At 71.8% G+C, this 20,553-nt stretch carries 23 protein-coding genes; 9 read left to right on the top strand and 14 right to left on the bottom strand.

Translation table 11 applies throughout. The features are described 5' to 3' along the window. Positions 1 to 127: 127 nt before the first annotated feature. Positions 128 to 859 (top strand): hypothetical protein, encoded by a 732-nt coding sequence (locus tag ACFV9H_RS38635; RefSeq protein ID WP_385408175.1) that lies wholly within the window; start codon positions 128 to 130, stop codon positions 857 to 859. Positions 860 to 960: 101 nt separating this feature from the next. Beyond that, complete coding sequence (locus ACFV9H_RS38640; RefSeq protein ID WP_385408177.1) at positions 961 to 2,253, top strand: M18 family aminopeptidase; 1,293 nt, start codon at positions 961 to 963, stop codon at positions 2,251 to 2,253. A gap of 22 nt (positions 2,254 to 2,275) precedes the next feature. On the opposite strand, the gene ACFV9H_RS38645 is transcribed toward ACFV9H_RS38640, so the two are convergent. After that, complete coding sequence (locus ACFV9H_RS38645) at positions 2,276 to 4,114, bottom strand: NHL domain-containing thioredoxin family protein (RefSeq protein WP_385408179.1); 1,839 nt, start codon at positions 4,112 to 4,114, stop codon at positions 2,276 to 2,278. A 56-nt stretch (positions 4,115 to 4,170) separates the two neighbouring features. Here ACFV9H_RS38645 and ACFV9H_RS38650 point away from each other — a divergent pair, with 56 nt between their 5' ends. After that, positions 4,171 to 4,836 carry an MSMEG_1061 family FMN-dependent PPOX-type flavoprotein gene (locus tag ACFV9H_RS38650; protein WP_385408181.1) on the top strand — a complete coding sequence of 222 codons (666 nt, stop codon included), beginning with the start codon at positions 4,171 to 4,173 and terminating at the stop codon, positions 4,834 to 4,836. Here ACFV9H_RS38650 and ACFV9H_RS38655 read toward each other — a convergent pair. Together ACFV9H_RS38655 and ACFV9H_RS38660 are read right to left on the bottom strand one after the other, a co-directional pair. After that, positions 4,827 to 5,354, bottom strand: a complete 528-nt coding sequence (locus tag ACFV9H_RS38655) for a DUF4240 domain-containing protein (RefSeq protein ID WP_385408183.1) — start codon at positions 5,352 to 5,354, stop codon at positions 4,827 to 4,829. The two genes, ACFV9H_RS38650 and ACFV9H_RS38655, sit on opposite strands and share 10 nt — an antisense overlap. Positions 5,355 to 5,382: 28 nt before the next feature. Then, positions 5,383 to 6,201, bottom strand: a complete 819-nt coding sequence (locus ACFV9H_RS38660) for a hypothetical protein (RefSeq protein ID WP_385408185.1) — start codon at positions 6,199 to 6,201, stop codon at positions 5,383 to 5,385. A 32-nt stretch (positions 6,202 to 6,233) separates the two neighbouring features. On the opposite strand from ACFV9H_RS38660, the gene ACFV9H_RS38665 reads away from it, so the two are divergent. Beyond that, positions 6,234 to 6,743 (top strand): LURP-one-related/scramblase family protein, encoded by a 510-nt coding sequence (locus ACFV9H_RS38665; protein ID WP_385408187.1) that lies wholly within the window; start codon positions 6,234 to 6,236, stop codon positions 6,741 to 6,743. On the opposite strand, the gene ACFV9H_RS38670 is transcribed toward ACFV9H_RS38665, so the two are convergent. After that, entirely contained in the window at positions 6,626 to 8,011 is a 1,386-nt protein-coding gene (locus tag ACFV9H_RS38670) for a protein kinase (RefSeq protein WP_385408189.1), read from the bottom strand. The genes ACFV9H_RS38665 and ACFV9H_RS38670 overlap by 118 nt on opposite strands. Before the next feature lie 50 nt (positions 8,012 to 8,061). Continuing rightward, the gene (locus ACFV9H_RS38675) at positions 8,062 to 8,853 is read right to left on the bottom strand and encodes a carbon-nitrogen family hydrolase (RefSeq protein ID WP_385408191.1); all 792 of its coding nucleotides are present in this window, start codon (positions 8,851 to 8,853) and stop codon (positions 8,062 to 8,064) included. A 146-nt stretch (positions 8,854 to 8,999) separates the two neighbouring features. On the opposite strand from ACFV9H_RS38675, the gene ACFV9H_RS38680 reads away from it, so the two are divergent. Continuing rightward, positions 9,000 to 9,830, top strand: a complete 831-nt coding sequence (locus ACFV9H_RS38680; RefSeq protein ID WP_385408193.1) for a maleylpyruvate isomerase family mycothiol-dependent enzyme — start codon at positions 9,000 to 9,002, stop codon at positions 9,828 to 9,830. A gap of 12 nt (positions 9,831 to 9,842) precedes the next feature. On the opposite strand, the gene ACFV9H_RS38685 is transcribed toward ACFV9H_RS38680, so the two are convergent. Continuing rightward, entirely contained in the window at positions 9,843 to 9,974 is a 132-nt protein-coding gene (locus tag ACFV9H_RS38685) for a hypothetical protein (RefSeq protein WP_385408195.1), read from the bottom strand. Positions 9,975 to 10,169: 195 nt separating this feature from the next. On the opposite strand from ACFV9H_RS38685, the gene ACFV9H_RS38690 reads away from it, so the two are divergent. Then, positions 10,170 to 12,125, top strand: coding sequence for a HEAT repeat domain-containing protein (locus ACFV9H_RS38690; RefSeq protein ID WP_385408197.1), 1,956 nt, complete (start codon positions 10,170 to 10,172; stop codon positions 12,123 to 12,125). A 27-nt stretch (positions 12,126 to 12,152) separates the two neighbouring features. On the opposite strand, the gene ACFV9H_RS38695 is transcribed toward ACFV9H_RS38690, so the two are convergent. The 5 genes from ACFV9H_RS38695 to ACFV9H_RS38715 form a co-directional block, all read right to left on the bottom strand. After that, positions 12,153 to 13,523: a nitrate/nitrite transporter gene (locus tag ACFV9H_RS38695; protein WP_385408217.1), complete on the bottom strand. Its 1,371-nt coding sequence runs from the start codon at positions 13,521 to 13,523 to the stop codon at positions 12,153 to 12,155. 5 nt (positions 13,524 to 13,528) lie between these two features. After that, complete coding sequence (locus ACFV9H_RS38700) at positions 13,529 to 14,191, bottom strand: GntR family transcriptional regulator (RefSeq protein WP_385408199.1); 663 nt, start codon at positions 14,189 to 14,191, stop codon at positions 13,529 to 13,531. 64 nt (positions 14,192 to 14,255) lie between these two features. Continuing rightward, a complete protein-coding gene (locus tag ACFV9H_RS38705; protein WP_385408201.1) occupies positions 14,256 to 14,681 on the bottom strand; it encodes a nuclear transport factor 2 family protein in 426 nt (141 codons plus the stop codon). Between the two features lie 124 nt (positions 14,682 to 14,805). Next, positions 14,806 to 15,117, bottom strand: a complete 312-nt coding sequence (locus ACFV9H_RS38710; RefSeq protein WP_385408203.1) for a protease inhibitor I42 family protein — start codon at positions 15,115 to 15,117, stop codon at positions 14,806 to 14,808. Between the two features lie 20 nt (positions 15,118 to 15,137). Continuing rightward, positions 15,138 to 17,030, bottom strand: a complete 1,893-nt coding sequence (locus tag ACFV9H_RS38715; protein ID WP_385408205.1) for a C1 family peptidase — start codon at positions 17,028 to 17,030, stop codon at positions 15,138 to 15,140. Positions 17,031 to 17,317: 287 nt separating this feature from the next. Here ACFV9H_RS38715 and ACFV9H_RS38720 point away from each other — a divergent pair, with 287 nt between their 5' ends. The 3 genes from ACFV9H_RS38720 to ACFV9H_RS38730 all read left to right on the top strand — a co-directional run bounded on the left by ACFV9H_RS38720 (position 17,318) and on the right by ACFV9H_RS38730 (position 19,628). Beyond that, the gene (locus ACFV9H_RS38720) at positions 17,318 to 18,943 is read left to right on the top strand and encodes a PKD domain-containing protein (protein WP_385408207.1); all 1,626 of its coding nucleotides are present in this window, start codon (positions 17,318 to 17,320) and stop codon (positions 18,941 to 18,943) included. Positions 18,944 to 19,091: 148 nt separating this feature from the next. After that, entirely contained in the window at positions 19,092 to 19,259 is a 168-nt protein-coding gene (locus ACFV9H_RS38725) for a DoxX family protein (RefSeq protein WP_385408219.1), read from the top strand. Positions 19,260 to 19,355: 96 nt separating this feature from the next. Next, on the top strand, positions 19,356 to 19,628 hold the full coding sequence (locus ACFV9H_RS38730) for a hypothetical protein (RefSeq protein WP_385408209.1): 273 nt from the start codon (positions 19,356 to 19,358) through the stop codon (positions 19,626 to 19,628). 23 nt (positions 19,629 to 19,651) lie between these two features. Here the strand turns inward: ACFV9H_RS38730 and ACFV9H_RS38735 are convergent, their stop codons facing one another. The 3 genes from ACFV9H_RS38735 to ACFV9H_RS38745 all read right to left on the bottom strand — a co-directional run. After that, a complete protein-coding gene (locus ACFV9H_RS38735) occupies positions 19,652 to 19,915 on the bottom strand; it encodes a glutaredoxin domain-containing protein (RefSeq protein ID WP_385408211.1) in 264 nt (87 codons plus the stop codon). Next, the gene (locus ACFV9H_RS38740) at positions 19,888 to 20,064 is read right to left on the bottom strand and encodes a DUF397 domain-containing protein (protein WP_385408213.1); all 177 of its coding nucleotides are present in this window, start codon (positions 20,062 to 20,064) and stop codon (positions 19,888 to 19,890) included. The genes ACFV9H_RS38735 and ACFV9H_RS38740 overlap by 28 nt, the downstream gene beginning before the upstream one ends. Before the next feature lie 4 nt (positions 20,065 to 20,068). Further along, a partial coding sequence (locus ACFV9H_RS38745) for a DUF5753 domain-containing protein (protein ID WP_385408215.1) occupies positions 20,069 to 20,553 on the bottom strand: 485 nt, incomplete at its 5' end.

Raw genomic sequence — 20,553 nt, forward strand, 5'->3', positions numbered from 1 at the left:
CGCCCGCCCGTACCCCGCCCGCCCCGCTCAAGCGCAGCGCAGCGCAGGGCTGCGCTGCGCTGCGCTGCGGCAAGGCCGTGTACTGCGGTTTTCCCCGATGTCAGCCGTTCATGGGACGCTCGTACGCATGAGCCCACAGGATCAGCACGGCAGCAGGGGGTACTCCGTCCCCACCGGGCGCCCGTACGCCCTCAAGGAGCTGCAGGCGAGCCTGGGCAGCCTCGGCGACCACCTGCGCGAGCTGTACGACGGCGCCCACCCCGCCGAGTACGACGCCATCGCCGACGCGCTCTACCTGGCCTTCCAGACCGCCGCCGGCCTGGCCCCCGCCAGGAGCTACACCGGCTGCCCCGAGCACCCCAACGGCGCCCTCGACCCCGAGGCCCCCGAGGGCTGGGGCCGCTGCCTCATCTGCAACGACCGGCGCCGCCTCGGACAACGCCTGAACGGCGCCCGCCCGGCCGCCCCCGCGGCCGGCGAGCAGCGCCGCCTCGGCTACCCCGTGCCCGAGGGCCCGTACACCCTCCAACTGCTGCGCCGGTACCTGCGCACCGTCGAGGACCAGCGCTTCCACCTGGGCCTGTCCTCGCCCGCCGACGAGTTCGTACGCATCGCGGACGACCTCCACCGCGCCTTCATGGTCGCCCGCGAACTGTCCCGCCCCCGCAACGCCTCGGGCTGCTCCGAGCACCCCGGAGCACCCATCGACCCCGACGCGCCCCCCGGCGAGGCCTGTATCTTCTGCGCCGGACGCAAGAGACGCGCGCAGCGCTCCGCGCAGACCCCGGAGATGCTCCCGCGCATCCGACGGGGCGAGCGCAGACAACTGCAGCGCCGCTTCGAGCGCCCGCCGGGCTGAAACGCCCCGGGATCGCGGATCAACCACCTCGCGGCCCCGACCAACCGGCTATCCGCCGCAGTCCGGCCATGGCGTACACGACCGTCGTTAAGGTGAACCACATGAGCTCTCCCGACCGCTTCGACCGCGGCCACACCGACGATCTGATGACCTTTTTGACGGCCAGTCCGTCGCCGTACCACGCCGTGGCCAATGCGGCCGAGCGGCTGGAGAAGGCAGGCTTCAGGCAGTTGTCGGAAACGGACGCCTGGGACGCGGGCACCGGGGGCAAGTTCGTGCTCCGCGGCGGCGCGCTCATCGCCTGGTACGTCCCGGAGGGCGCGGCCGCTCACACCCCGTTCCGCATCATCGGCGCACACACCGACTCCCCCAACCTGCGGGTCAAGCCGCTGCCGGACACGGGCTCCCAGGGCTGGCGGCAGATCGCCGTCGAGATCTACGGCGGCACCCTGCTCAACACCTGGCTGGACCGGGACCTCGGCCTGGCCGGCCGGCTGACCCTGCGCGACGGCACCGAACGCCTCGTCAACGTGGACCGCGCCCTGCTGCGCGTGCCCCAACTCGCCGTGCACCTGGACCGGTCGGTGAACACCGACGGGCTCAAGCTCGACAAGCAGCGCCACATGCAGCCGATCTGGGGCCTCGGCGAGGTCCAGGAAGGCGACCTGATCGCCTTCCTGGAGGAGGAAGAGGGCCTGCCTCAGGGCTCGGTGGCCGGCTGGGACCTGATGGTCCACTCGATCGAACCGCCCGCCTACCTGGGCCGCGACCGCGAGCTGCTGGCCGGCCCGCGCATGGACAACCTGCTGTCGGTGCACGCGGGCGTCGCGGCGCTGGCGGCGGTCTCCTCCGCGGGCAAGCTGGACCACATCCCGGTGCTGGCCGCCTTCGACCACGAGGAGAACGGCTCGCAGTCCGACACGGGCGCGGACGGGCCGCTGCTGGGCAACGTGCTGGAACGTTCAGTCTTCTCGCGCGGAGGCACGTACGAGGACCGCGCCCGCGCCTTCGCCGGCACCATCTGCCTGTCCTCGGACACCGGGCACGCCGTACACCCCAACTACGGTGAGCGGCACGACCCCACGCACCACCCGCGCGCCAACGGCGGCCCGATCCTCAAGGTCAACGTCAACCAGCGGTACGCGACGGACGGCAGCGGGCGCGCGGTGTTCGCGAGCGCCTGCGAGCGGGCCGGCGTGCCGTGGCAGACCTTCGTCTCCAACAACTCGATGCCGTGCGGCACGACGATCGGCCCGATCACGGCCGCCCGCCACGGCATCCAGACCGTGGACATCGGCGTCGCGATCCTCTCGATGCACAGCGCCCGCGAACTGTGCGGCGCGGACGACCCGTACCTCCTCGCCAACGCCCTGGTGGCCTTCCTGGAGGGCTGAGCCCCCAGGAAGGCCCCCGGGATCAGCCCTCGTCCATCCCGGCGAGGACGAGGGGCAGCCGGCCGGCCCCGTCCGCGGTGACGCGGACGGGCACGCCCCAGTCCTGCTGGTGGACGTGGCAGGCCGGGTACTCGTTGTCGGGGGCGTCGTCGCAGGACGCCGCCATCGCGGAGACGTGCAGGACGCCCTCGGTGACGTCGTCCGCGAGGACCAGCTCCCGGAACAGGTCGGTCCCGGCGCCCTCGCCGGCCGCGAGCAGCTCGGGCGGCGTCGAGGAGACCAGCAGCCGCGTCGACGGCCCGTAGCGGGTGTCGAGCTTCTGCCCGCTCGGGGCCTGGAAGACCACGTCGAGCCGGAGCGTGCCGGGAGCCACCTCGGTGGCGGCCCGCTGCGTCCGGTGGGCGACCGCGTCCACCCGTACCGCCTCCTCGGGGAGCCGCAGCCGGGTCAGCCGGTGCCGGGCGGACTCCACGACCACGATGTCCTCGCCGACCAGCACGGCGGCACTGGGCTCGCGCAGATCGGTGGCGAGCGTGGACACCTGCCCGGTCGCCGGGTCGAACCGCCGCAGCGCGTGGTTGTACGTGTCGCACACCGCGACCGAGCCGTCGGGCAGGGCGGTCACCCCGAGCGGGTGCTGGAGCAGGGCCTGACCGGCGTCACCGTCGCGGTGCCCGAAGTCGAACAGGCCCGTGCCGACCGCGGACTCGACGACGTACCCGTCGGGCGTGTCCGTCACGTACCGCAGGGCGCTGGTCTCGGAGTCGGCGAGCCACAGCCGGTCCCCGGCGGCGGCGAGCCCGGACGGCTGGGCGAACCAGGCCTCGGCGACGGGCCCGTCGTGCAGCCCCTCGTTGGTGGTGCCGGCCGCGACCTCGACGGTCCCTTCCGTCGGATCCCAGGTCCACAGCTGGTGCACACCCGCCATGGCGATCCACACCTTGCCCTGCCACCAGGCCACGTCCCACGGCGAGGACAGGTCGACTTCGAGGGCCGGCCCGGAGGTCGGCGACCCCTGCCACCACTGCCGCCCGGTCCCGGCGACGGTCTCGACGGCCCCGCTCTCCAGGTCGAGGACGCGCAGCGCGTGATTGACGGTGTCTGCGACGACGACCCTCCCGTCGGGCAGCAGCGCGAGCCCCTGCGGCTCGCTGAAACTGTCCGCGGTGAACCCGCGGCTCCCGCTCCCGATGCGCCGTACGACGCTCTCCCCGTCGGCGCCCAGCTCGACGAGCTGGTGCCGCGTGGTGTCCGACACCAGGAAGTTCCCGCCGGGCAGCAGCAGCGCCTTCCCGGGGAACCGCAGGTCGGTCGCGACCGGCTCGGGCGCCACGTACGGCCCGTCCCCGCGCCGCAGCGTCCCCTTGGCCTCGTGCTCGGCCTCCAGCTCCTCCACCAGCCGCTCGATGGCGTGCGCGTGGCCCTCACCGGCGTGCTGGGCGACGATGTACCCCTCGGGGTCGATCACGACGAGCGTGGGCCAGGCGCGTACGGCGTACTGCTTCCAGGTGGCGAGCTCGGGATCGTCCAGCACCGGGTGGTGCACTTCGTACCGCTCGACGGCATCGACGACGGCGGCGTGCTCGGCTTCGTGCACGAACTTCGGCGAGTGCACACCGATGATCACGACGGTGTCGCGGTGCTTCTCCTCCAGCTCGCGCAGCTCGTCGAGGACGTGCAGGCAGTTGATGCAGCAGAACGTCCAAAAATCGACAATAACGCACTTACCTCGCAGGTCGGCGAGGGTGAGTTCCTTCCCGCCGGTGTTCAACCAGCCCCCCTTGCCGATCAGCTCGGGGGCACGAAGGCGGGCACGGCGGGGCGCGGGCGCGGGGGTGGGCGCCGGGACGGCATCGTTCATGGTTCAAGCTTGCCATCCGGTCGCCGCCTGGATCACGTCCGCTAGCGTGCGTGGGCGTGACAGCTACCACGCCGCCGAGCAGGCGCATATTCGATGCACTGAACGCCACCGCCGTCCGGAGCACGGCCGAGTTGAGCGGGCTGTACGAGGAGCCGAGCGAGCTGGTCCGGCGCAAGGCCGTGGACCGGATCCACGAGGTCGCCCGGGCGGTCATCGGGCGGTCTTCGCTGGTGTTCATCGCCAGCGCGGGCGAAGACGGGACGTGCGACGTGACTCCGCGCGGCGGTCCGCCCGGGTTCGTGGCCGTGCTGGACGAGTTCACCCTGGCCGTTCCGGACGCCACCGGCAACAAGCGGCTCGACACCAGCCGCAACATCGTGGAGACGGGCCGGGCCGGTCTGATCTTCGTCATCCCCGGCCGGGCCGCCACCCTGCGCGTGAACGGACGGGCCTGCGTCTCCGCCGACCCGGGTCTGCTGGAGCAGCTGACCCCCGTCGGCAAGCCGCCGCGCAGCGCGATCGTGGTGGAGGTCGAGGAGGCCTACCAGCACTGCCCGAAGGCGTTCCTGCGCGGCAACGCCTGGAAGCCCGAGCAGTGGCTCGCCGAGGACGCCGTACCGAGCTCCGCCGAGGTCACCCTGTCCCATCTGAACCTGCCCGACCTGACCATCGAGGACATTCGGCAGAGCGAGCGCGAGTCGTTGCTGTACCGCTACGAATAGTCGAAGAGCGCGCTCAGCCGGGGCAGGCGGGCGGCGGTTTCCTCCGTGTCGTCGAAGTCGAAGTCCCAGGACGGGTCCAGGGGCGGGTAGCTGATCGTGAAGGAGTCCTCGGGCAGTTCGCGGCCGGTGGCGGACTCGTAGGCCGTCCAGGCGATCGAGAGGGCGTCCTCGTCCCACAGCTCCAGGCCTTCCTCGGCGGCCTCGCGGACCCCTGGGTGGGCGGCCAGCGAGTCCGGGTCGGCCAGGGCCGCCTCGTAGGCCGCCTGTCCCTGGGTGAGGAGCCAGCCGCGGAAGTAGTCGAAGCCGTCGTCCGAGCAGCCGCCGTTGATGACGTAGGCCGCGGCCCACAGCGGGGCGCGGTACGACTCGGACAGGAGGTCCCACAGCACCTGCTGGGCCGCGGTTATCTCCGCCTCCGAGAGCTCGGCGAGCAGCTCCGCGGCGCGGGGCGCCACCTCGTCCGCCTCCGCGTCCGCGCGGGCCGATTCGATCAGCTTCCAGAACGTCTGCTTGTCCATGGGAAAAGCGTGACAGCCGGGTCTGACATCAGGCCGTGGTGGAGCCGAGGAAGGAGTGCAGGGATCTGGTGAGCGCCGTGACGAAGGCGTCCTGGACCTCGGGCGGGAGGAGGTCGAGGGAGAGGTACGGGTTCAGGTCCTCCAGCTCCACGAGGAGCAGCTCGCCCGAAGGCGCCCGGCAGGCGTCCACGCGCTGGATGCCGTGGCCGAGGGTGTTCCACTCCACGAAGGCGCTGGCGAAGTCGAGGTCCGCCGCGGTGGGTTCGTAGGGGACGAGCTCCCAGCGGCGGGCCGGGTCGGGGGCGTACAGGGCGTACTGGAAGGCGTCGTCGACGAAGTAGAAGGACACCTCGTACGTGAAGTCGATGCGCGGCTGGATGAGGACCTCCCCCGCCGGGCCCTCGGGGTTCGCGGTGAAGGTGAGGCCGATGGAGTCCGCGCCCTGCTTGGGCTTGACCGCGTACGAGGGGACCTGCGGCAGTTCGGACAGCCTGGCCGGGTCGTCGACGGTCGGGATGACCGGGTAGCCGGCGGCGGTGAGGTCGAGGAGGTACTGCTTGCCCGCCATGTCGGCGCGGCCGGTGAGCGGGTTGTAGACGCGGGTCCCGGCGGCGAGGGCGGCCGCGCGGAAGGAGTCGTAGGCCTGCTGGTAGTGCAGGACCGGGCCGCTGTTGCGGACGACCACCGCGTCGAAGCCGAGGGGTGCGAGCGCCTGCGCGTCGGCCGGGTGGCACAGGGCGAGTTCGAAGCCGGCGGCCCGCAGCCGGGAGGTGAGGAATATGTCCTCGTCGCAGTAGCGGCGGCCGCGCGCCGGGTACGCCAGGTCGGTCACGTAGAGGAGAGGCATGGCGGCAACCTATCGCGGGCACGGATCAGCGCATGAAATACCTCGTACGGGACAAAGTGCTGGCCATCGGGGACGACTACTGGATCGAGGACGAGGACGGGCGCCACGCCTTCCTCGTCGACGGCAAGGCGCTCCGCTTCCGGGACACCCTGGAGCTCAAGGATCCGGACGGGCGCATCCTGATCACCCTGCGGGAGCAGCTGGTCAGCCTCCGCGACGCGATGACCCTGGAACGGGACGGACAGCGGCTCGCGGTGATCCGCCGCAAGCGGTTCTCGCTGCTGCGCAACCACTTCCTCGTGACCCTGATCGAGGGCACGGAGCTCGATGTCAGCGGGCGGATCCTGGACCGCGAGTTCAAGGTCGAGTACGACGGGGAGCTGCTCGCGCTGATCTCCCGACAGTGGTACCGGATCCGCGAGACCTACGCGGTGGACGTGATCCGGGAGGACGCGGATGCCGCGCTGCTGGTGGCGGTGGCGGTGTGTGTGATCCGCATGGCGGAGAAGGAGCGGGAGGGAGAGAGGGCGGGGGCCGACTGATCCTCGATCTTGTCGCGGATCGCCACGACGCCCCCGCATCCGATCACGAAGGCGTACAGGTTGAGGCACAACACGATCCAGGAGACCACCTTGAGCGCGGGCGTGGGCGGCCCGTCCCGGTCGAGCCGGCGGGGCAGCGCGCCGAACGCCCCGAGGGCCGCGAGGCCCGCCATGGCGTACGCCATCCAGATCGTGTTGTTCATGTCGGCCACGATGCCGAACCCGTACGCGACCACCAGAAGGAGTGCGCAGGCGCCCAGCCGGACGGCGTGGCGGACTCGCACCCGTCGCGGCGGGGGCGGCGGCGCCCAAACAGGGGCCTGGAGGGGCATGGTCGCCATGCGGGGGGCGGGCGTGGTCGCGGGCGCCGCCACGGGAGGCGGCGCCGGAGCCACCACGGGAGCCGCCGCAGCCGCACCGGCCGCCCGCAGGGCCGTGCGCATCTGCGCCGCGTCGCGGTAGCGGTCCTCCGGGCGCTTCGCCAGCGCGCGGGCCAGGACACCCTCCAGCCCCGGCAGGCCCGGGAGCCCGTACGAGGCCAGCGTCGGTGGCGGGTCGTTCACGTGCTGGAGGGCGATCGCGAACACGTCGGACCCGTCGAAGGGGGGCCGGCCCGTCAGCATCTCGAAGAGCAGCACGCCGACCGCGTAGAGGTCCGAGCGCCCGTCGAGGTCCGCCGAGCCCCGCGCCTGTTCCGGCGACACGTAGTGCGCCGTGCCGATCATCATCCCGGAGCCGGTCAGCGCGGTCCCGGCGGCGGCGATCGCCCGGACGATCCCGAAGTCCGCGACCTTCGTGATGCCGCCCTCGGCCAGCAGGATGTTCGAGGGTTTGATGTCGCGGTGTACGAGCCCCCGCTCATGGCTGACTTCCAGCGCGCTCAGGATCTGGTCCGCGACGTGCACCGCGGCCGGCACCGGCAGCGCGCCGGCCGTGCGCAGCCGGTCCGCGAGCGAGGGCCCCGTCACCAGCTCCATCACGAAGTACGGCACCGGCGGACCGTCCGGGCGCGGTTCCTCGCCGGTGTCGTGCACGGTCACCACGTTCGGGTGCCCGAGCTTCGCCATCGCCTGCGCCTCGCGCCGGAACCGCTCCGGGAGGCCCTGGTCGAGGGCGAGTCCGGGCAGCATCGTCTTGATCGCCACCGACCGCCCGAGGCTGAGGTCGTAGGCCTTGTAGACCTGTGCCATTCCGCCGCTGCCGAGCAATCCGTCGATGCGGTACCGGCCCCCGGCCAAGGTCGCACCCTGCGCGAACACGTCCCCCATGCGACAGATCGTATGAGCAACTCGGCAGCCGAAGAAGGTCGTTGGTGAATCTAGCGCGGCGCCCGCAACCCCAGCACACGGTCCTTGAGGGCCGGGAACTGGGCTCGGGTCTCGGCGACCTTCGCCGGGTCGAGGTCCACGGTGAGGACGTCCTCGCCGGGGCCCGCCTCGACGAGGACCTCGCCCCACGGGTCGACCACCAGGCTGTGTCCGGACTGCTCGACGCCCGCGTGGGTGCCGGCCGAGGCGCAGGCCAGGACGTACGACTGGTCCTCGACGGCGCGCGCCCGGTTCAGCAGGGTCCAGTGCGCGCGGCGGCGCGCGGGCCAGCCCGCCGCGACGACCATGGTGGTGGCGCCGGCGTCGACCAGGCCGCGGAAGAGTTCCGGGAAGCGCAGGTCGTAGCAGGTGGCGAGGCCGAGGGTCTGTTCCGGCAGCTCGACCGTCGTGAGGGAGTCTCCGGCGGTCATGAGCACCGCCTCGCCCTGGTCGAAGCCGAACCGGTGGATCTTGCGGTAGGTGGCGGCCAGCTCGCCCTCCGGGGAGAGGACGAGGGCGGTGTTGAAGAGCGAGCCGTCGCCGGCGCGCTCGACGACCGAGCCCGCGTGCAGCCAGACCCCGGCGTCGCGGGCGGCCTTGGACATGGCCTCGAAGGTCGGGCCGTCGAGCGGTTCGGCCTCGGTCTCGAAGAGTTCGTAGGCGAAGGCCCCGACCGTCCAGAGTTCGGGCAGGACGACGAGGTCCGCCCCGGCCTGTTCCCGTACGAGATCGGCCACCCGGGCACGTCGGGAAGACACCGACTCGCCCTCGTTCACTGCGATTTGGATCAGCGAGGCGCGCACACTACCACCGTCCTGGCGTTCAAGCCGTCAACTCGGGCCTACGATCGTCACACGAAAGCACTGCCGGGGTGCTCACCGGCAGCGTAGTTTTGGAAAGCGAGCCATGCTTCCGAACGCGCCACTGAACAGCACCGCGAGGGGTCCCGTTGACCGTCCATCCGCATCCCAGCCTCCAGACCTATGCCGACGCGTGGACGCATTCCATCGAGGCGATATCCGAGCTGGTCCTCCCCTTGGCGGAGGGCGACTGGAACCGGGCGACGCCGTGCCCGGGCTGGTCGGTCCGTGACGTCGTGTCACACATCATCGGCATCGAATGCGAGCAGCTCGGGGACCCCCGACCGATCCACACCGTGGCGCGGGACCTGCGCCACGTGGTGGACGAGTTCAGCCGGTACATGGAGGTGCAGGTCGACGTACGCCGTCACCACACCGCGCCGGAGATGACCTCGGAGCTGGAGTACACCGTCATCCGCCGCTCGCGCCAGCTGCGCAACGAGAAGCGGGATCCGGACACGATGGTGCGGGGGCCGCTGGGCGACCAGGTGACGCTGGAGCACGCGCTGCGGCTGCGCGCGTTCGACGTGTGGATCCACGAGCAGGACCTGCGGGCGGCGCTGGGCGTACCGGGCAACTGGGACTCCCCCGGCGCGTACGTGGCGCGTGACATCCTCCTGGCCGGGCTGCCGAAGGTGGTCGCCAAGCTGGCGGGGGCGCCGGCGAACTCGGCCGTGGTCATCGACGTGCACGGCCCGCTGGAGTTCATGCGGACCGTACGCGTCGACGCGGAGGGCCGCGGGACGCTGGACAAGTCGCCGTCGCTGGGCCCCGCGGTCACGCTCACCCTGGACTGGGAGACGTACGTCCGCCTCGCGGCGGGCCGCGTACGGCCGCGGACCGTCGCGGACCGGGTGAAGATCGAGGGCGACCCGGAACTGGCGGACGCGATCCTGGCGAACTTCGCCGTGACGCCGTAGCGGGCCCACCCGTCACTGGCCGTCGCCCCTGCGGCGGGACAGCCGGCGGGAAAGCCGGCGCCACGCCCAGGCTGCCGCCAGCGCGCCGAGGAACTCCGCCACGGCGGCCGCCAGGAGCTGCTGCGCGAGCTCTGCGAGGTTCATGTCGTCTCCTTCACGGGTTGGGTGTGAGGGCGACGATGGAGCGTTCCGGGCCTGTCCCCACCTGGGCGAGGGACGGGCCGGGACGCCCAGGGACGGCCTGGGACACCGCGCAGGCCCGTGACACGCGGCGGTACGCAATTCCCCGGGCGCCCGGGACCGCCAGGGACATCCGGAAGCGGCAGCGCTGGAGGCGCGATGGGGTGGGAGCGGTACGGGGCGTTCCTGCGGGCGCAGGCCGAGCAGGCCGGGATGGGCTCCCGCGACATCGAGCGGTCCTTGAAGGAGGCGGCCCTGGCCGATCCGGGCGGGCCCGTCGGTGCGATGGCCTGCTCCAAGTCGCACATCGACCGCGTCTTCGGCGGGCATGCCCAGCCGAAGCCGCCCTGGCCGTTCACGGTGGAGTTCCTGCGCATCACCAGCCGGGTCGCCGGTCTCAGTCGGCAGGAGTACGAAAGCCGGTGCGCCCAGGCGAAGTCGCTGCTCCAGGCGGTGGCCGAGGCGCCCCTCCCGGCTCCTCGCGCCACCGCGGAAGCGCCGCCCGACACGGTCGCCGTCCTGACCGTGAAGCTGGAACTCGAACGCGTCCTGCACACGGAGACGCGGCTGCGCTACGCCCTGCGGGACGCGGGTGTCCTGATGCAGACCCTGCTCCAGATCATCCAAGCGCTGCGCGAGATCATCGCCGGGAACGACGGCCTGCGCGAGGAGACCCGGCAGGCCCTGGCGCACAAGTCGACCGCCCGGCAGGAGGCAGACCGCGTCGCCGCCCGGATGCGCGTGCTGGAGGAGCTGTGGGACCGTGCCCGCGCCGAGATCCAACGCCTCGCCGCGCACCCCGACGCCGCCGATCTCCCACTCGCCGGCCCGGCTGCCGGAGCCCCCGCCCAGCCCCTGTTGGCCGGTGACCTCCTCACCCGGCCCGCCCTGGACGACATCGCGGCGGCCCTGGCGAAGGTGCACGAGGTCAACACCCGCGAGGAGGAGACGGTCCAGACCCTGCGCCGGACCGCCGCCGGAGACGGCCTCCTCCAGCCGGACGCCGAACTCGATGTCCTCCTCGCCTCGACCCGCCTCAGCGATCCGGACGCCCGCGTTGCCTCGACGGCAACGCTCACCTCGAACTGGTCCCACACCGGCGAGGCCCGGGCGGCCGTCCTCCGGCTGACCGGGGACCAGAACGCGGGTGTCCGCGCGTTCGCCGCCGAAGCGCTGGGGCAAGGCTGGCCGGGCGACGGCGAAGTGGCGCGAGTCCTCCTCCGGATGATCGGCGACCCGAATCCCGAAGTGCGCAAGTCCGTCACCACCGCCCTCAAGCACGGCTGGCCGGGCGACCTGACCGCGCGGGACGCCGTCCTTCGGTTGGCCGCCGACCCGGACCCGAGTGTCCGCTGGTGGGCCGTCGACGCGTTCGCGCAGGGGTGGCCGGGCGACCGCTCGGGCCGCGACACCTTCCTCCGCATGGCCACCGACGCGGAAGAAGAGGTCCGCCGGTACGCCATCGAGGCGCTCGGGCAAGGCTGGTCGGGCGACGACGAAGTGGCGGGGGTCCTCCTCCGGCTGGCCGAGAACCCGAATCCAGAGGTCCGCCAGTCCGCCACCGTCGCCTTCAGGCGTGGCTGGCTGGGCGACCCGGCCGGGCGGGACGCGTTGCTGCGCCTGGCCTACGACCCGGACAGCATCGTCCGCCAGTCCGCCACGGCCGCGCTCGCGACGGGATGGCCGGGCGACCCCGAAAGCCGCGATGCCTTCCTGCGTCTGACCGGCGACAACGACTTCACGATCCGCCTCTGGGCCGCCTCCGAGCTGGTGAAGGGGTGGCCCGGCGACCGCCACGTCCGAAGCGCGTTCCTGCGCTTGATCGACGACCCCGACGCCGGCGTCCGGGCGTCCGCCGCGAATGCGCTCGCGAAGGAGTGGCCGGGCGACTCCGGATGCCGCAATGCCGTTCTGTGGCTGGCCGCCGACCGGGATGCCACGGTCCGCGGTTGGGCTGCCGACTCACTCGTGGAGGGGTGGCCGGGCGACCCCGAGGCACAGCACGCGGTCCAACAGCTGGCCGTCGACCAGGACGACGAGGTCCGTCGGCGAGCCGAGAGAGGGCTGGTGCGCCTGCGGGAGAGCGGGTTCGGGGACGGTCGGGAACCGGGCTGACGGTGCCCGGGTGGTCAGCCGCCCACCTCAGGCCGGGGCCCGCCCCGGTTCCGCCGGTGCCGGTACGGGGCGGGGGCCGGCGCCCTGGGCCGGGATCGCCGTGCGGGCGCGCTCGTGTTCGCGTTCCCGCTCGCGGGCCAGCGCCCGCCCCCGCAGCCTCAGGATCTGGCTGATGCCCAGAGCCTCCAGCACGAACACCGTCGAGAAGGCGATCCGGTAGTCGTCCCCGGTGGCGTCCAGCAGGACGCCCACCGCCAGCAGCGTCGTCATGGAGGCGAGGAAACCGCCCATGTTGGTGATTCCGGAGGCCGTGCCCTGACGCTCCGTCGGGTTGGCGGGCCGGGCGAAGTCGAAGCCGATCATCGACGCCGGGCCGCAGGTCCCCAGCACCAGGCACAGGGTGACCAGCAGCCACATCGGCGCCCGGTCCCCCGGGTAGGCCAGGACGGACCCCCACAGCAGGGCGGTGAGCCCGACGGTGCCCAGTGCGAGCGGTATCCGCGAGGACTGGCGGCGGCCGATGATCTGGCCGTAGACCAACCCGAGCGCCATGTTCGAGGCGACCACCAGCGTCAGCAGCCCGCCCGCGGTGTTCCGCGACAGCCCCTGCGCCTCCACCAGGAACGGCATGCCCCACAGCAGCAGGAAGACCATCGCCGGGAACTGGGTGGTGAAGTGCACCCAGAGCCCGAGCCGGGTGCCGGGCTCGCTCCATGACTCCTTGATCTGGCGGCGTACGAAGCCTCCCCCGGACTCCGTCCGGGGGGACCCCCCGGCGCCCCGCGACGCGACGGCGGGCGGCGCCGGCGGCTCGTGCCCCTCGGGGTGGTCCCGCAGGAACAGCACCAGCGGCACCAGGACGATCAGCCCCGCCACCGCGCTGCCCGCGAAGGCCGCCGTCCAGCCGACCCCGTGCAGGACGGGCGCGAGGACGAGGGTGGAGACGAGGTTGCCCGCCATGCCGACCAGCCCGGCGAGCTGCGCCACCAGCGGCCCGCGCCGGGCGGGGAACCACCGGTTGCCGAGCCGCAGCACCGATATGAAGGTCATCGCGTCGCCGCAGCCGAGCAGCGCGCGGGCGGCGAGCGCCATTCCGTACGAGGGGGAGAGCGCGAAGCCGAGCTGTCCGACGGTGAAGAGCACCGCGCCCAGCGTCAGCACCTTCTTGGTGCCGAGCCGGTCCACCATCAGGCCGACGGGGACCTGCATGCCCGCGTAGACGAGGAGCTGGAGCAGGGAGAAGGTGGCGAGCGCGGAGGCGTTGACGTGGAAGCGGTCCGCCGCTTCGAGGCCGGCCACGCCCAGGCTGGTACGGAAGATCACCGCCACGAAGTAGACGGCGACGCCGATGCACCAGACGGCGACGGCCCTGCGGCCGCCGGGAGGGTCCTTGGGCAGCGCGGTCACCGGCCCGGCCCCCGCACCAGCGCGTCGACCCGCCCGATGTGCCCGCGGACGGCCGCGGCGGCCGTGTCGGCGTCCCCGGCGCGCAGGGCGTCCAGGATCTCGGTGTGCTCGGCCAGCGTCCGCTCCAGCCGGTCGGGGTGCGCGTGCAGCAGGGCGACGCCCATCCGCAGCTGCCGGTCGCGGAGTTGGTCGTAGAGGCGGGTGAGGATCTGGTTCCCGGTGGCCCGCACGATCTCGGCGTGGAAGGCCCGGTCGGCGGCCATCATCGCGGGGAGGTCCCCCTCGGCGGCGTGCCGGCGCTGCTCCTCGACGAGCTCGGCGAGCCGGTCCAGCAGGCCGGGTGGTGCCGGGACGGCTCTGCGGACGGTGAACTCCTCGACCAGCAGCCGGGTTTCGAGCACGTCGTTGATCTCCTGCGCGGAGACGGGCAGGACCAGCGCGCCCTTCTTCGGGTACAGCTTCAGCAGCCCCTCGGTCTCCAGCCGCAGCAGCGCCTCGCGGACCGGCGTACGGGACACCCCCACGGCATCGGCGAGTTCGCCCTCGGTGAGGAGGGTGCCGCCTTCGTAGCGGCGATCGAGGACGCCCTGCTTGACGTGCTGGTAGACGCGCTCGGCGGCGGTGGCGGGGGCGGCACTCGTGGCCGTGGCGGCTGGCATGCGCACAGCATAGATACAACAGGGGTGCAAGCCGGGCGACGTCCGCGATGTGGACGACCCTGGCTCACGGCTGCGTCGAAGGGTGTACCGGAGCTTCGTCCACCGGCAGGACGTACGGGGCCGCGCGCACGGTCTCGAAGTGGAACACCTTCGCGATGATCCGCCACTGGCCGTCCACCCGCAGCAGGGTCAGGAAGTCGGTGTACAGGCGGGGGCCGATCGCGCATTCCACCCGGGCCAGCGCGGTCACCGGCCCGGCGAACTCGACCGAGACGATCCGGTCCCGGCGGGCCTCCCCGCGGGCCGCCGGCGGTTCCCTGCGCGCGACGATCGGCAGGTACTCGTCCATCCCGAGCCGCAACAGGGGCCCTTCGGTGGCCGTGGCGTAGACGGCCTCCGGGTGGAAGACCCGCGCCAGCAGCTCCGTATCGCAGTGGTGGAGGCCGTCGAAGTAGTCGGCGAGGACGGAACGGACTGCCTGGTCGGACATGGGAAGGCCTCCGGGGATCGGGCTCGGCTCGTGGCTGTCGCTCACCCCACGAACCTAGGAGCACCCGCCCTCCCCGCACCACGACGAAGATCGAAGCGATCGATAACCGGCGGTGATGGAGCGGTCAGCCCTTCGCTGCCCTGACCTCCACCTCCAGCACGAACTCGTCGTACGGCGCCTCCTGCGGGTACGGCGGCCGGACCTGCGCGAAGCGGATCCGGGCCCGCCCGCCCGGGCAGCGGCCGTGGACCACGTACGTCCGCTCCAGGGAGGCGCCCGGCAGCATCTCCGCCGGGGCCGGCGCGGCCTCGCTCACCGAGACGGCGTCCGCGTCACCGGTGACCTGCCAGGTCCACACGTACCCGCGCGCCCCGCGCCCGGTGAGCCTCAGCTCGTACGACTCACCGGCGGCGAGGGCGACCTCCCGTACCTCCACCCGCCACGACCTCCCGGCGCTCACACATCGGACGGGCCGATCACCGACCCCTCGTGCCAGCCCGCGCCGTCGCGCCAGTAGTGCTGGAGGCGGCGGTCGGTGCGCAGCACGATCACTTCCAGGTTGAACCCGAAGCTGCCCTGGAGCATCCCGGTGACCGAGGCGACGTCGTGCCCGAAGACGGCGCCGCGCCGCCAGGCGGAGCCGGCGGCGTTCCCCCGCCACCAGTGCTCGACGCGGCCGCCGACCACGGCCACGCACAGCTCGTAGTTCCCGGCGGTGTCCTCGTCGGCCGCCCCGTACTGGGCCTCGATCAGGCAGGGCGCGGAGCAGGCCCCGGCGCCGAACACCTCGCCCGGGCGCCAGGCGAAGCCGTTCGGGTCGTCACGCCACCACAGCTGCATGCGGCCGTCGGTGCGGGTGGCGACCAGGTCGAGGTGGCGGCTGCGGGTCTGGACGAGGGCGGGACCGTAGTGGGCGATGCCGGTGGCGAAGCGGCCGCCGTCGTTCCAGGTCCAGGGGGCGCCGTTGATCCGCCACCAGTGGTTCAGGCGGCCGTCGGCGGTGCGGACGACCACCTCGAAGTTGCCCGGCTTGCCGTAGTCGCTCTGGATAAAGGCCGGGGTGGACCCGACCGCCGCGTCGCCCGGACCGAAGACACCGCCGTCGCGCCACACGCGGGCCGACTGCTCGTAGTACCAGTGGCGCAGCCGGCCGCCGGTGGTGACGTGCAGGGACTCCATGTTGCGGTTGTAGGTGGTGCCGGTGAAGGCGGGCCGGCCGGAGGCGTCGTTCGCGAAGACGCCGCCGCGGGCCCAGGCGAACGGGGCGTCGCCGTCGCGCCACCAGTGCTGGAGGCGGCCGCCCGTCGTCGCCGCGAGCAGCTCGAAGTTGCGGTGGGCGCGGCCGTTGCCGCTCTCGTAGACGTTGCCGGTGTGCAGGCGGCGCTTGCTCCAGGGGTCGATGTTGGTGCCGCGCAGGCCGCACTTGGCCCAGTAGTCGATGTTGACCTCGCCGTAGGCGATCCGGCCGTAGCCGCCGACGTGGTAGCCGGCCCCCCAGGAGTTCTTGAACAGCCAGCAGCCGGCCGCGTCGTCGTAGCCGACGATCAACACGCAGTGCCCACCGGCCAGTTGATCACTCGTACGGTGGTAGACCCCCGAACCGAGCCCGAAGAAGTCGTCGTAGACGTCGAAGCAGGCGGTGAGCGGGCCGACGGTGTCCAGCCACACCTTCTGCTGCTCCACGTCACCGAGCCGGACGTATTCGCCGATCCGGACCGTGCGGCCCGAACGGTCCCAACTGGGCGTGTACTCGGCCCGCCAGGCATCGCGGCGGGAGGCCGGCAGACCGGCGGGCGGGGTGCTGTAGGGCCAGCAGTCCGGGTCGGCGAGGCCGCCGTTGGTCCTGATCCAGTCGAGCGCGGTCTCGGGATTGGACCCCTGCCCGCAGGAGAAGCGGAGGCCGTCGTGGACGTCCCCCTCGGAGCGCTCCGCCCACACCCCGTGCTCGATGCGGGCCATCGACTCGACCAGGCCGGCGGCGCCGAAGGCCCAGCAGGAGCCACAGGGGTTCTGGTCCTTGACCTTGGTGATCCACGGCCACCCCCAGCGGCTGCGCCAGTCGACCGCGGCGGGCCGGGCGGCGGCCGTCCTCGCCTCATCGGCCAGCAGCCCGTGGGCGGCGCGGCGCCGGGTGAGGTGCGGATTGCCGCTCGCGTGCCCGATGAGCCCCCGCAGATCGACGACCCCCACCGCCTCGGCGGGCGTCAGGTTCGCCCCCGGCTCCAGGCCGAGCGAGGGCCTCGGTACGGGCTCGTCGTCGGCCAGGTGCTCCAGGACCGACCACCGCGCCCCGCGCTCCGCGAGCCGCGCCCGCAACTCCCCCGCCGACTGGACGGACTCCTCCGGCATAGCGCCCCCCAGCTGCAACCGTACGAATGCCAGACCCGGGAGCGTCTCCCCGCCACCGGGGCCCGTCAAGGGGGTCCGCGCAGTCGCGCGGGGGCACGCGGGGGCACGTACGGAACGGGGATGAACCAGGCCCGCGATGGCGGTGGCAGGCGGTCCGTGGGCGGGACGGCGTGATCTGTACTCTGAGCGGGCTTTCGAATGCGAACTCGTTCAAGCAGTCAACAGAAAATGGGGGGCCGGTGCGTAGTCGCCGACTCGTAGTTACAGCTGCCGCCATTGCGGCCGGCGTGGCATTCATACCGGGCACGGCACAGGCCACCGGTCCCGCGGTGCCCGGGGTTTCCGCACCACTGGCCGCGGCGCCTGCCGACGGGGCCGGGACCTTCCACAGCCCGGCCGAGCGCACGGTCCGGACGGCCCTGTCCGGCAGCGGGACGAAGGGGGTGTCGGCACAAGCCTCCGGCAGCACCTCGAACCTCGAAATCGCGATGTCGGGCTCGATCTCGACCGCGCGCGGAATATCCCTGAATGTCAACCTCTACAACGGCGCGCCCGTCCCCCACGAGGTCGTCATCGCTTGGGGCGACGGCACCCAGGACACGGCCACCGCCATCGGTGGCGAGGTCCTGCGCGACAAGAAGCACACGTACCCGAGGCCCGGCGACTACAACATCACCGTGACCGCCACGGACAGCGTGAACAACGTCAAGGCCGTCAATCAGCTCCCGTTCTCGACGGCGGGCTCCTTCTTCGTGCCGCACGCTCCCACCCGGTTGCTCGACACCCGCGCCGGCATCGGCGCGGCACAGGCCAAGGTCGGCGCGTACTCGCCGGTCAGGTTGAAGATCGCGGGCAATGCGAAGGTCCCGGCAGGGGCCGCCGCAGTGGTCCTCAACGTGACGGTCACCAACACCACCGCCGACGGCTGGGTGTCCGCCTACCCGGCGGACAAGACGCGGCCTGAGGCGTCGAACCTGAACTACACCACCGGCCAGACCGTCCCGAACCAGGTGATCGTGCCGATCGGCAAGGACGGGTACGTGGAGCTCTACAACGGCGGCTGGAACGCCGTGGACCTGATCGCGGACGTGACCGGCTATTTCGACCGCTCCGCGTCCAACGGTTACACCTCGCTCAACCCCGCGCGTTTGGTCGACACCCGTGAAGGCCTCGGTGCGTCAAGGCGCCAGATACCCGGGCAGAACGAGATCGGCGTGCAGATCACCGGCAGGGGAGGTGTCCCGGCCGGGGCGAGTGCCGTGGCACTCAACGTGACCGTGACCAACCCGCAGCAGGCCGGATACCTGACGGTCTACCCGAGCGGTCAGGCCATTCCCGCCACCTCCAACCTCAACTTCACCGCCGGCCAGACCGTGGCCAACTCGGTCATCATCCCCGTGGGCGCCGACGGAAAGATCAACATCCGCAACGGATCCTGGGCCGGAACAGACGCCGTCGTCGACGTCGTCGGCTACTACAGCAAGGACAGCAAGGCGGCCTTCACCAGCTCGACGCCCGGCATCAGCGCCGCCCCGTGGCGGCTCATTGACTCCCGCCGCTGGTCAGGATGGCCGTGTCCCGCCGGTGGATACTTCCCCCTGAACATGGACTCCGGGAATCGCAATGGTCTCCCCGTCGAGGCCTACGTCCTGAACGTCACCGTCACCAGCACCAGCGGTCCGGGCTACCTCTCGGTAGCCCCCGACCCGTACTCGGCGGACGCATACCGAAACGGACGGCCGGTCCCGCCCCCACGTCCCGGTTCCTCCGCTCTGAACTGGACGGCAGGCAAAACCGTTCCCAACCTGGTCCAGGCAAAGCCGGGCCCCTACGGGATCATCGACTTCTGGAACCAGAGCAGCCGGGAAGTCCACTACGTCATCGACTGGTTCGGGCAGTACGACGCCTACTGATCCACGGGCGGGCAGGCGAAGGGGGCGGTGCGCGACCAGCGCGCCGCCCCTAGTCGTGCCGGTCCGGAACGAGCGTGCACGATCAGGTCACGGCTGGACCTGGATCTGACTGCGACCTCTGCCCGCCGCGCCCGACATCGCGCAGGTTCTGGTGCCGCTGTCAGCCCTCGGCCTGGTGCTGCTCGTGATCGGTGCGGCGATCACCCGCCTCCGGCGCCAGGAGTACAAGCTCGTGGTGGTGGACCTGGTCTACGTCGTCCTGGCCGGTTTCGTGACCTGGGGTCGGTTCTTCGGCCCCGAGTCGTTCATCGGGTGACCGGGTTGCGTGCGCGGCCCGGCGATACCGGGACCGTCCTCCGGCCCGGGACTGGAGCTCGACAAGCTGTCGGCAGGTTCAGTGGGGGAGAAGTTCATGACCGAGGTACGGATGCGTGTATCCGCGTACGCGCTCGTGCCGGAGGCGGGGCGGCTACTGCTGACTCGGCTGTCGGAGTCGTCACCGGTCTTCGCTCCGGGACTGTGGTACGCCGTCCGACTCAAGGGAAACGCGGCTGAGGTGGCCGAGGTCAACGGCTCCACTGATGCGGTGAGCTGGATTCCGGTGTCGGACCTGCGGGAACAGGTGCTCTCTCCGGCTGCCATCGATGGGCTGCGCACGCTCGGCGACCCGGCCGCGTCTGCCTGAGCCGCCAGGCAGTGCGCGTGCGTTCACCCGTGCAGGGCGTCGCGGACCTGCCGGAGGCTCGGGTTGACCATGGCGGGGCGGTCCCCGACGACCACCGTCGGCACTGTCTCGTTCCCGTCCGCGACGCTACGGACGAAGGCCGCCGCGTCGGGGTCCCGCCAGATGTTGACCTTCCGGTACGGGATCCGGGCCACCCGCAGTTGCGTGCGCAGCTTGATGCAGAACGCACACCCGGGCCGCCAGTACACGGTGACGGAGTTCACCGCGCCGCCGCGAAGGCCGCCCACGCGGTGTCGGTGACCCGGATGACCGGCCCGGCCGTCTGCTTGCTGTCCCGGACGGCGACGGTCCCCACCACGTTGGTGGCCACCTCCACGCAGTCCGAATCCGTCGTGTCTCCGCTGTAGCTGGACTTCACGAACTCAAAGCTGTTCATGTGTCTACATACCCTTACTGATGGCCGCAATCAGGTCCACGGAGGCATGCGGCGCAAGGCTCATGCGGGACACCCGCTCGAACGCACGGGCATACGCGGCGCTGCTCTCCGCCCCCTCCGCCCACACAGTAGCCGCGACACCCTCGGCGTAGCCGACGTCCAGAGCACCGTCTTCTTCGAAGGACACGAGGTTGAACGACCCGCCACTGGCGTGGTGCGCCCCGACTCGGAACGGCAGCACCTGCACATGGACGTTGGGCAATTCGGCCATCTCCAGCAAGTGGTCCAGTTGCGCCCGCATCACGTCCGGGCCACCGATCTGCTGGCGAAGCGCAGCCTCCCAGAGCACCGCATGAAACTCCAACGGCCTGTCACCCCATAGCCGTCCTTGCCGCTTGATCCGCGTCGCCACCATGACCTCGATCTCGTCAGGATGCGTCCAGTCTGACGTGACACCCAACGCTCGGACATAGTCCGCGGTCTGGAGCA

Source organism: Streptomyces sp. NPDC059874, from assembly GCF_042731135.1.
GTDB lineage: Bacteria > Actinomycetota > Actinomycetes > Streptomycetales > Streptomycetaceae > Streptomyces.

Coding starts and splice junctions, on each gene's coding strand:
- ACFV9H_RS38635 (WP_385408175.1), top strand. CDS start 128: ATGAGCCCACAGGATCAGCACGGCAGCAGGGGGTACTCCGTCCCCACC.
- ACFV9H_RS38640 (WP_385408177.1), top strand. CDS start 961: ATGAGCTCTCCCGACCGCTTCGACCGCGGCCACACCGACGATCTGATG.
- ACFV9H_RS38645 (WP_385408179.1), bottom strand. CDS start 4,114: ATGAACGATGCCGTCCCGGCGCCCACCCCCGCGCCCGCGCCCCGCCGT.
- ACFV9H_RS38655 (WP_385408183.1), bottom strand. CDS start 5,354: ATGGACAAGCAGACGTTCTGGAAGCTGATCGAATCGGCCCGCGCGGAC.
- ACFV9H_RS38660 (WP_385408185.1), bottom strand. CDS start 6,201: ATGCCTCTCCTCTACGTGACCGACCTGGCGTACCCGGCGCGCGGCCGC.
- ACFV9H_RS38665 (WP_385408187.1), top strand. CDS start 6,234: ATGAAATACCTCGTACGGGACAAAGTGCTGGCCATCGGGGACGACTAC.
- ACFV9H_RS38670 (WP_385408189.1), bottom strand. CDS start 8,011: ATGGGGGACGTGTTCGCGCAGGGTGCGACCTTGGCCGGGGGCCGGTAC.
- ACFV9H_RS38685 (WP_385408195.1), bottom strand. CDS start 9,974: ATGAACCTCGCAGAGCTCGCGCAGCAGCTCCTGGCGGCCGCCGTGGCG.
- ACFV9H_RS38690 (WP_385408197.1), top strand. CDS start 10,170: ATGGGGTGGGAGCGGTACGGGGCGTTCCTGCGGGCGCAGGCCGAGCAG.
- ACFV9H_RS38700 (WP_385408199.1), bottom strand. CDS start 14,191: ATGCCAGCCGCCACGGCCACGAGTGCCGCCCCCGCCACCGCCGCCGAG.
- ACFV9H_RS38705 (WP_385408201.1), bottom strand. CDS start 14,681: ATGTCCGACCAGGCAGTCCGTTCCGTCCTCGCCGACTACTTCGACGGC.
- ACFV9H_RS38715 (WP_385408205.1), bottom strand. CDS start 17,030: ATGCCGGAGGAGTCCGTCCAGTCGGCGGGGGAGTTGCGGGCGCGGCTC.
- ACFV9H_RS38730 (WP_385408209.1), top strand. CDS start 19,356: ATGACCGAGGTACGGATGCGTGTATCCGCGTACGCGCTCGTGCCGGAG.
- ACFV9H_RS38740 (WP_385408213.1), bottom strand. CDS start 20,064: ATGAACAGCTTTGAGTTCGTGAAGTCCAGCTACAGCGGAGACACGACG.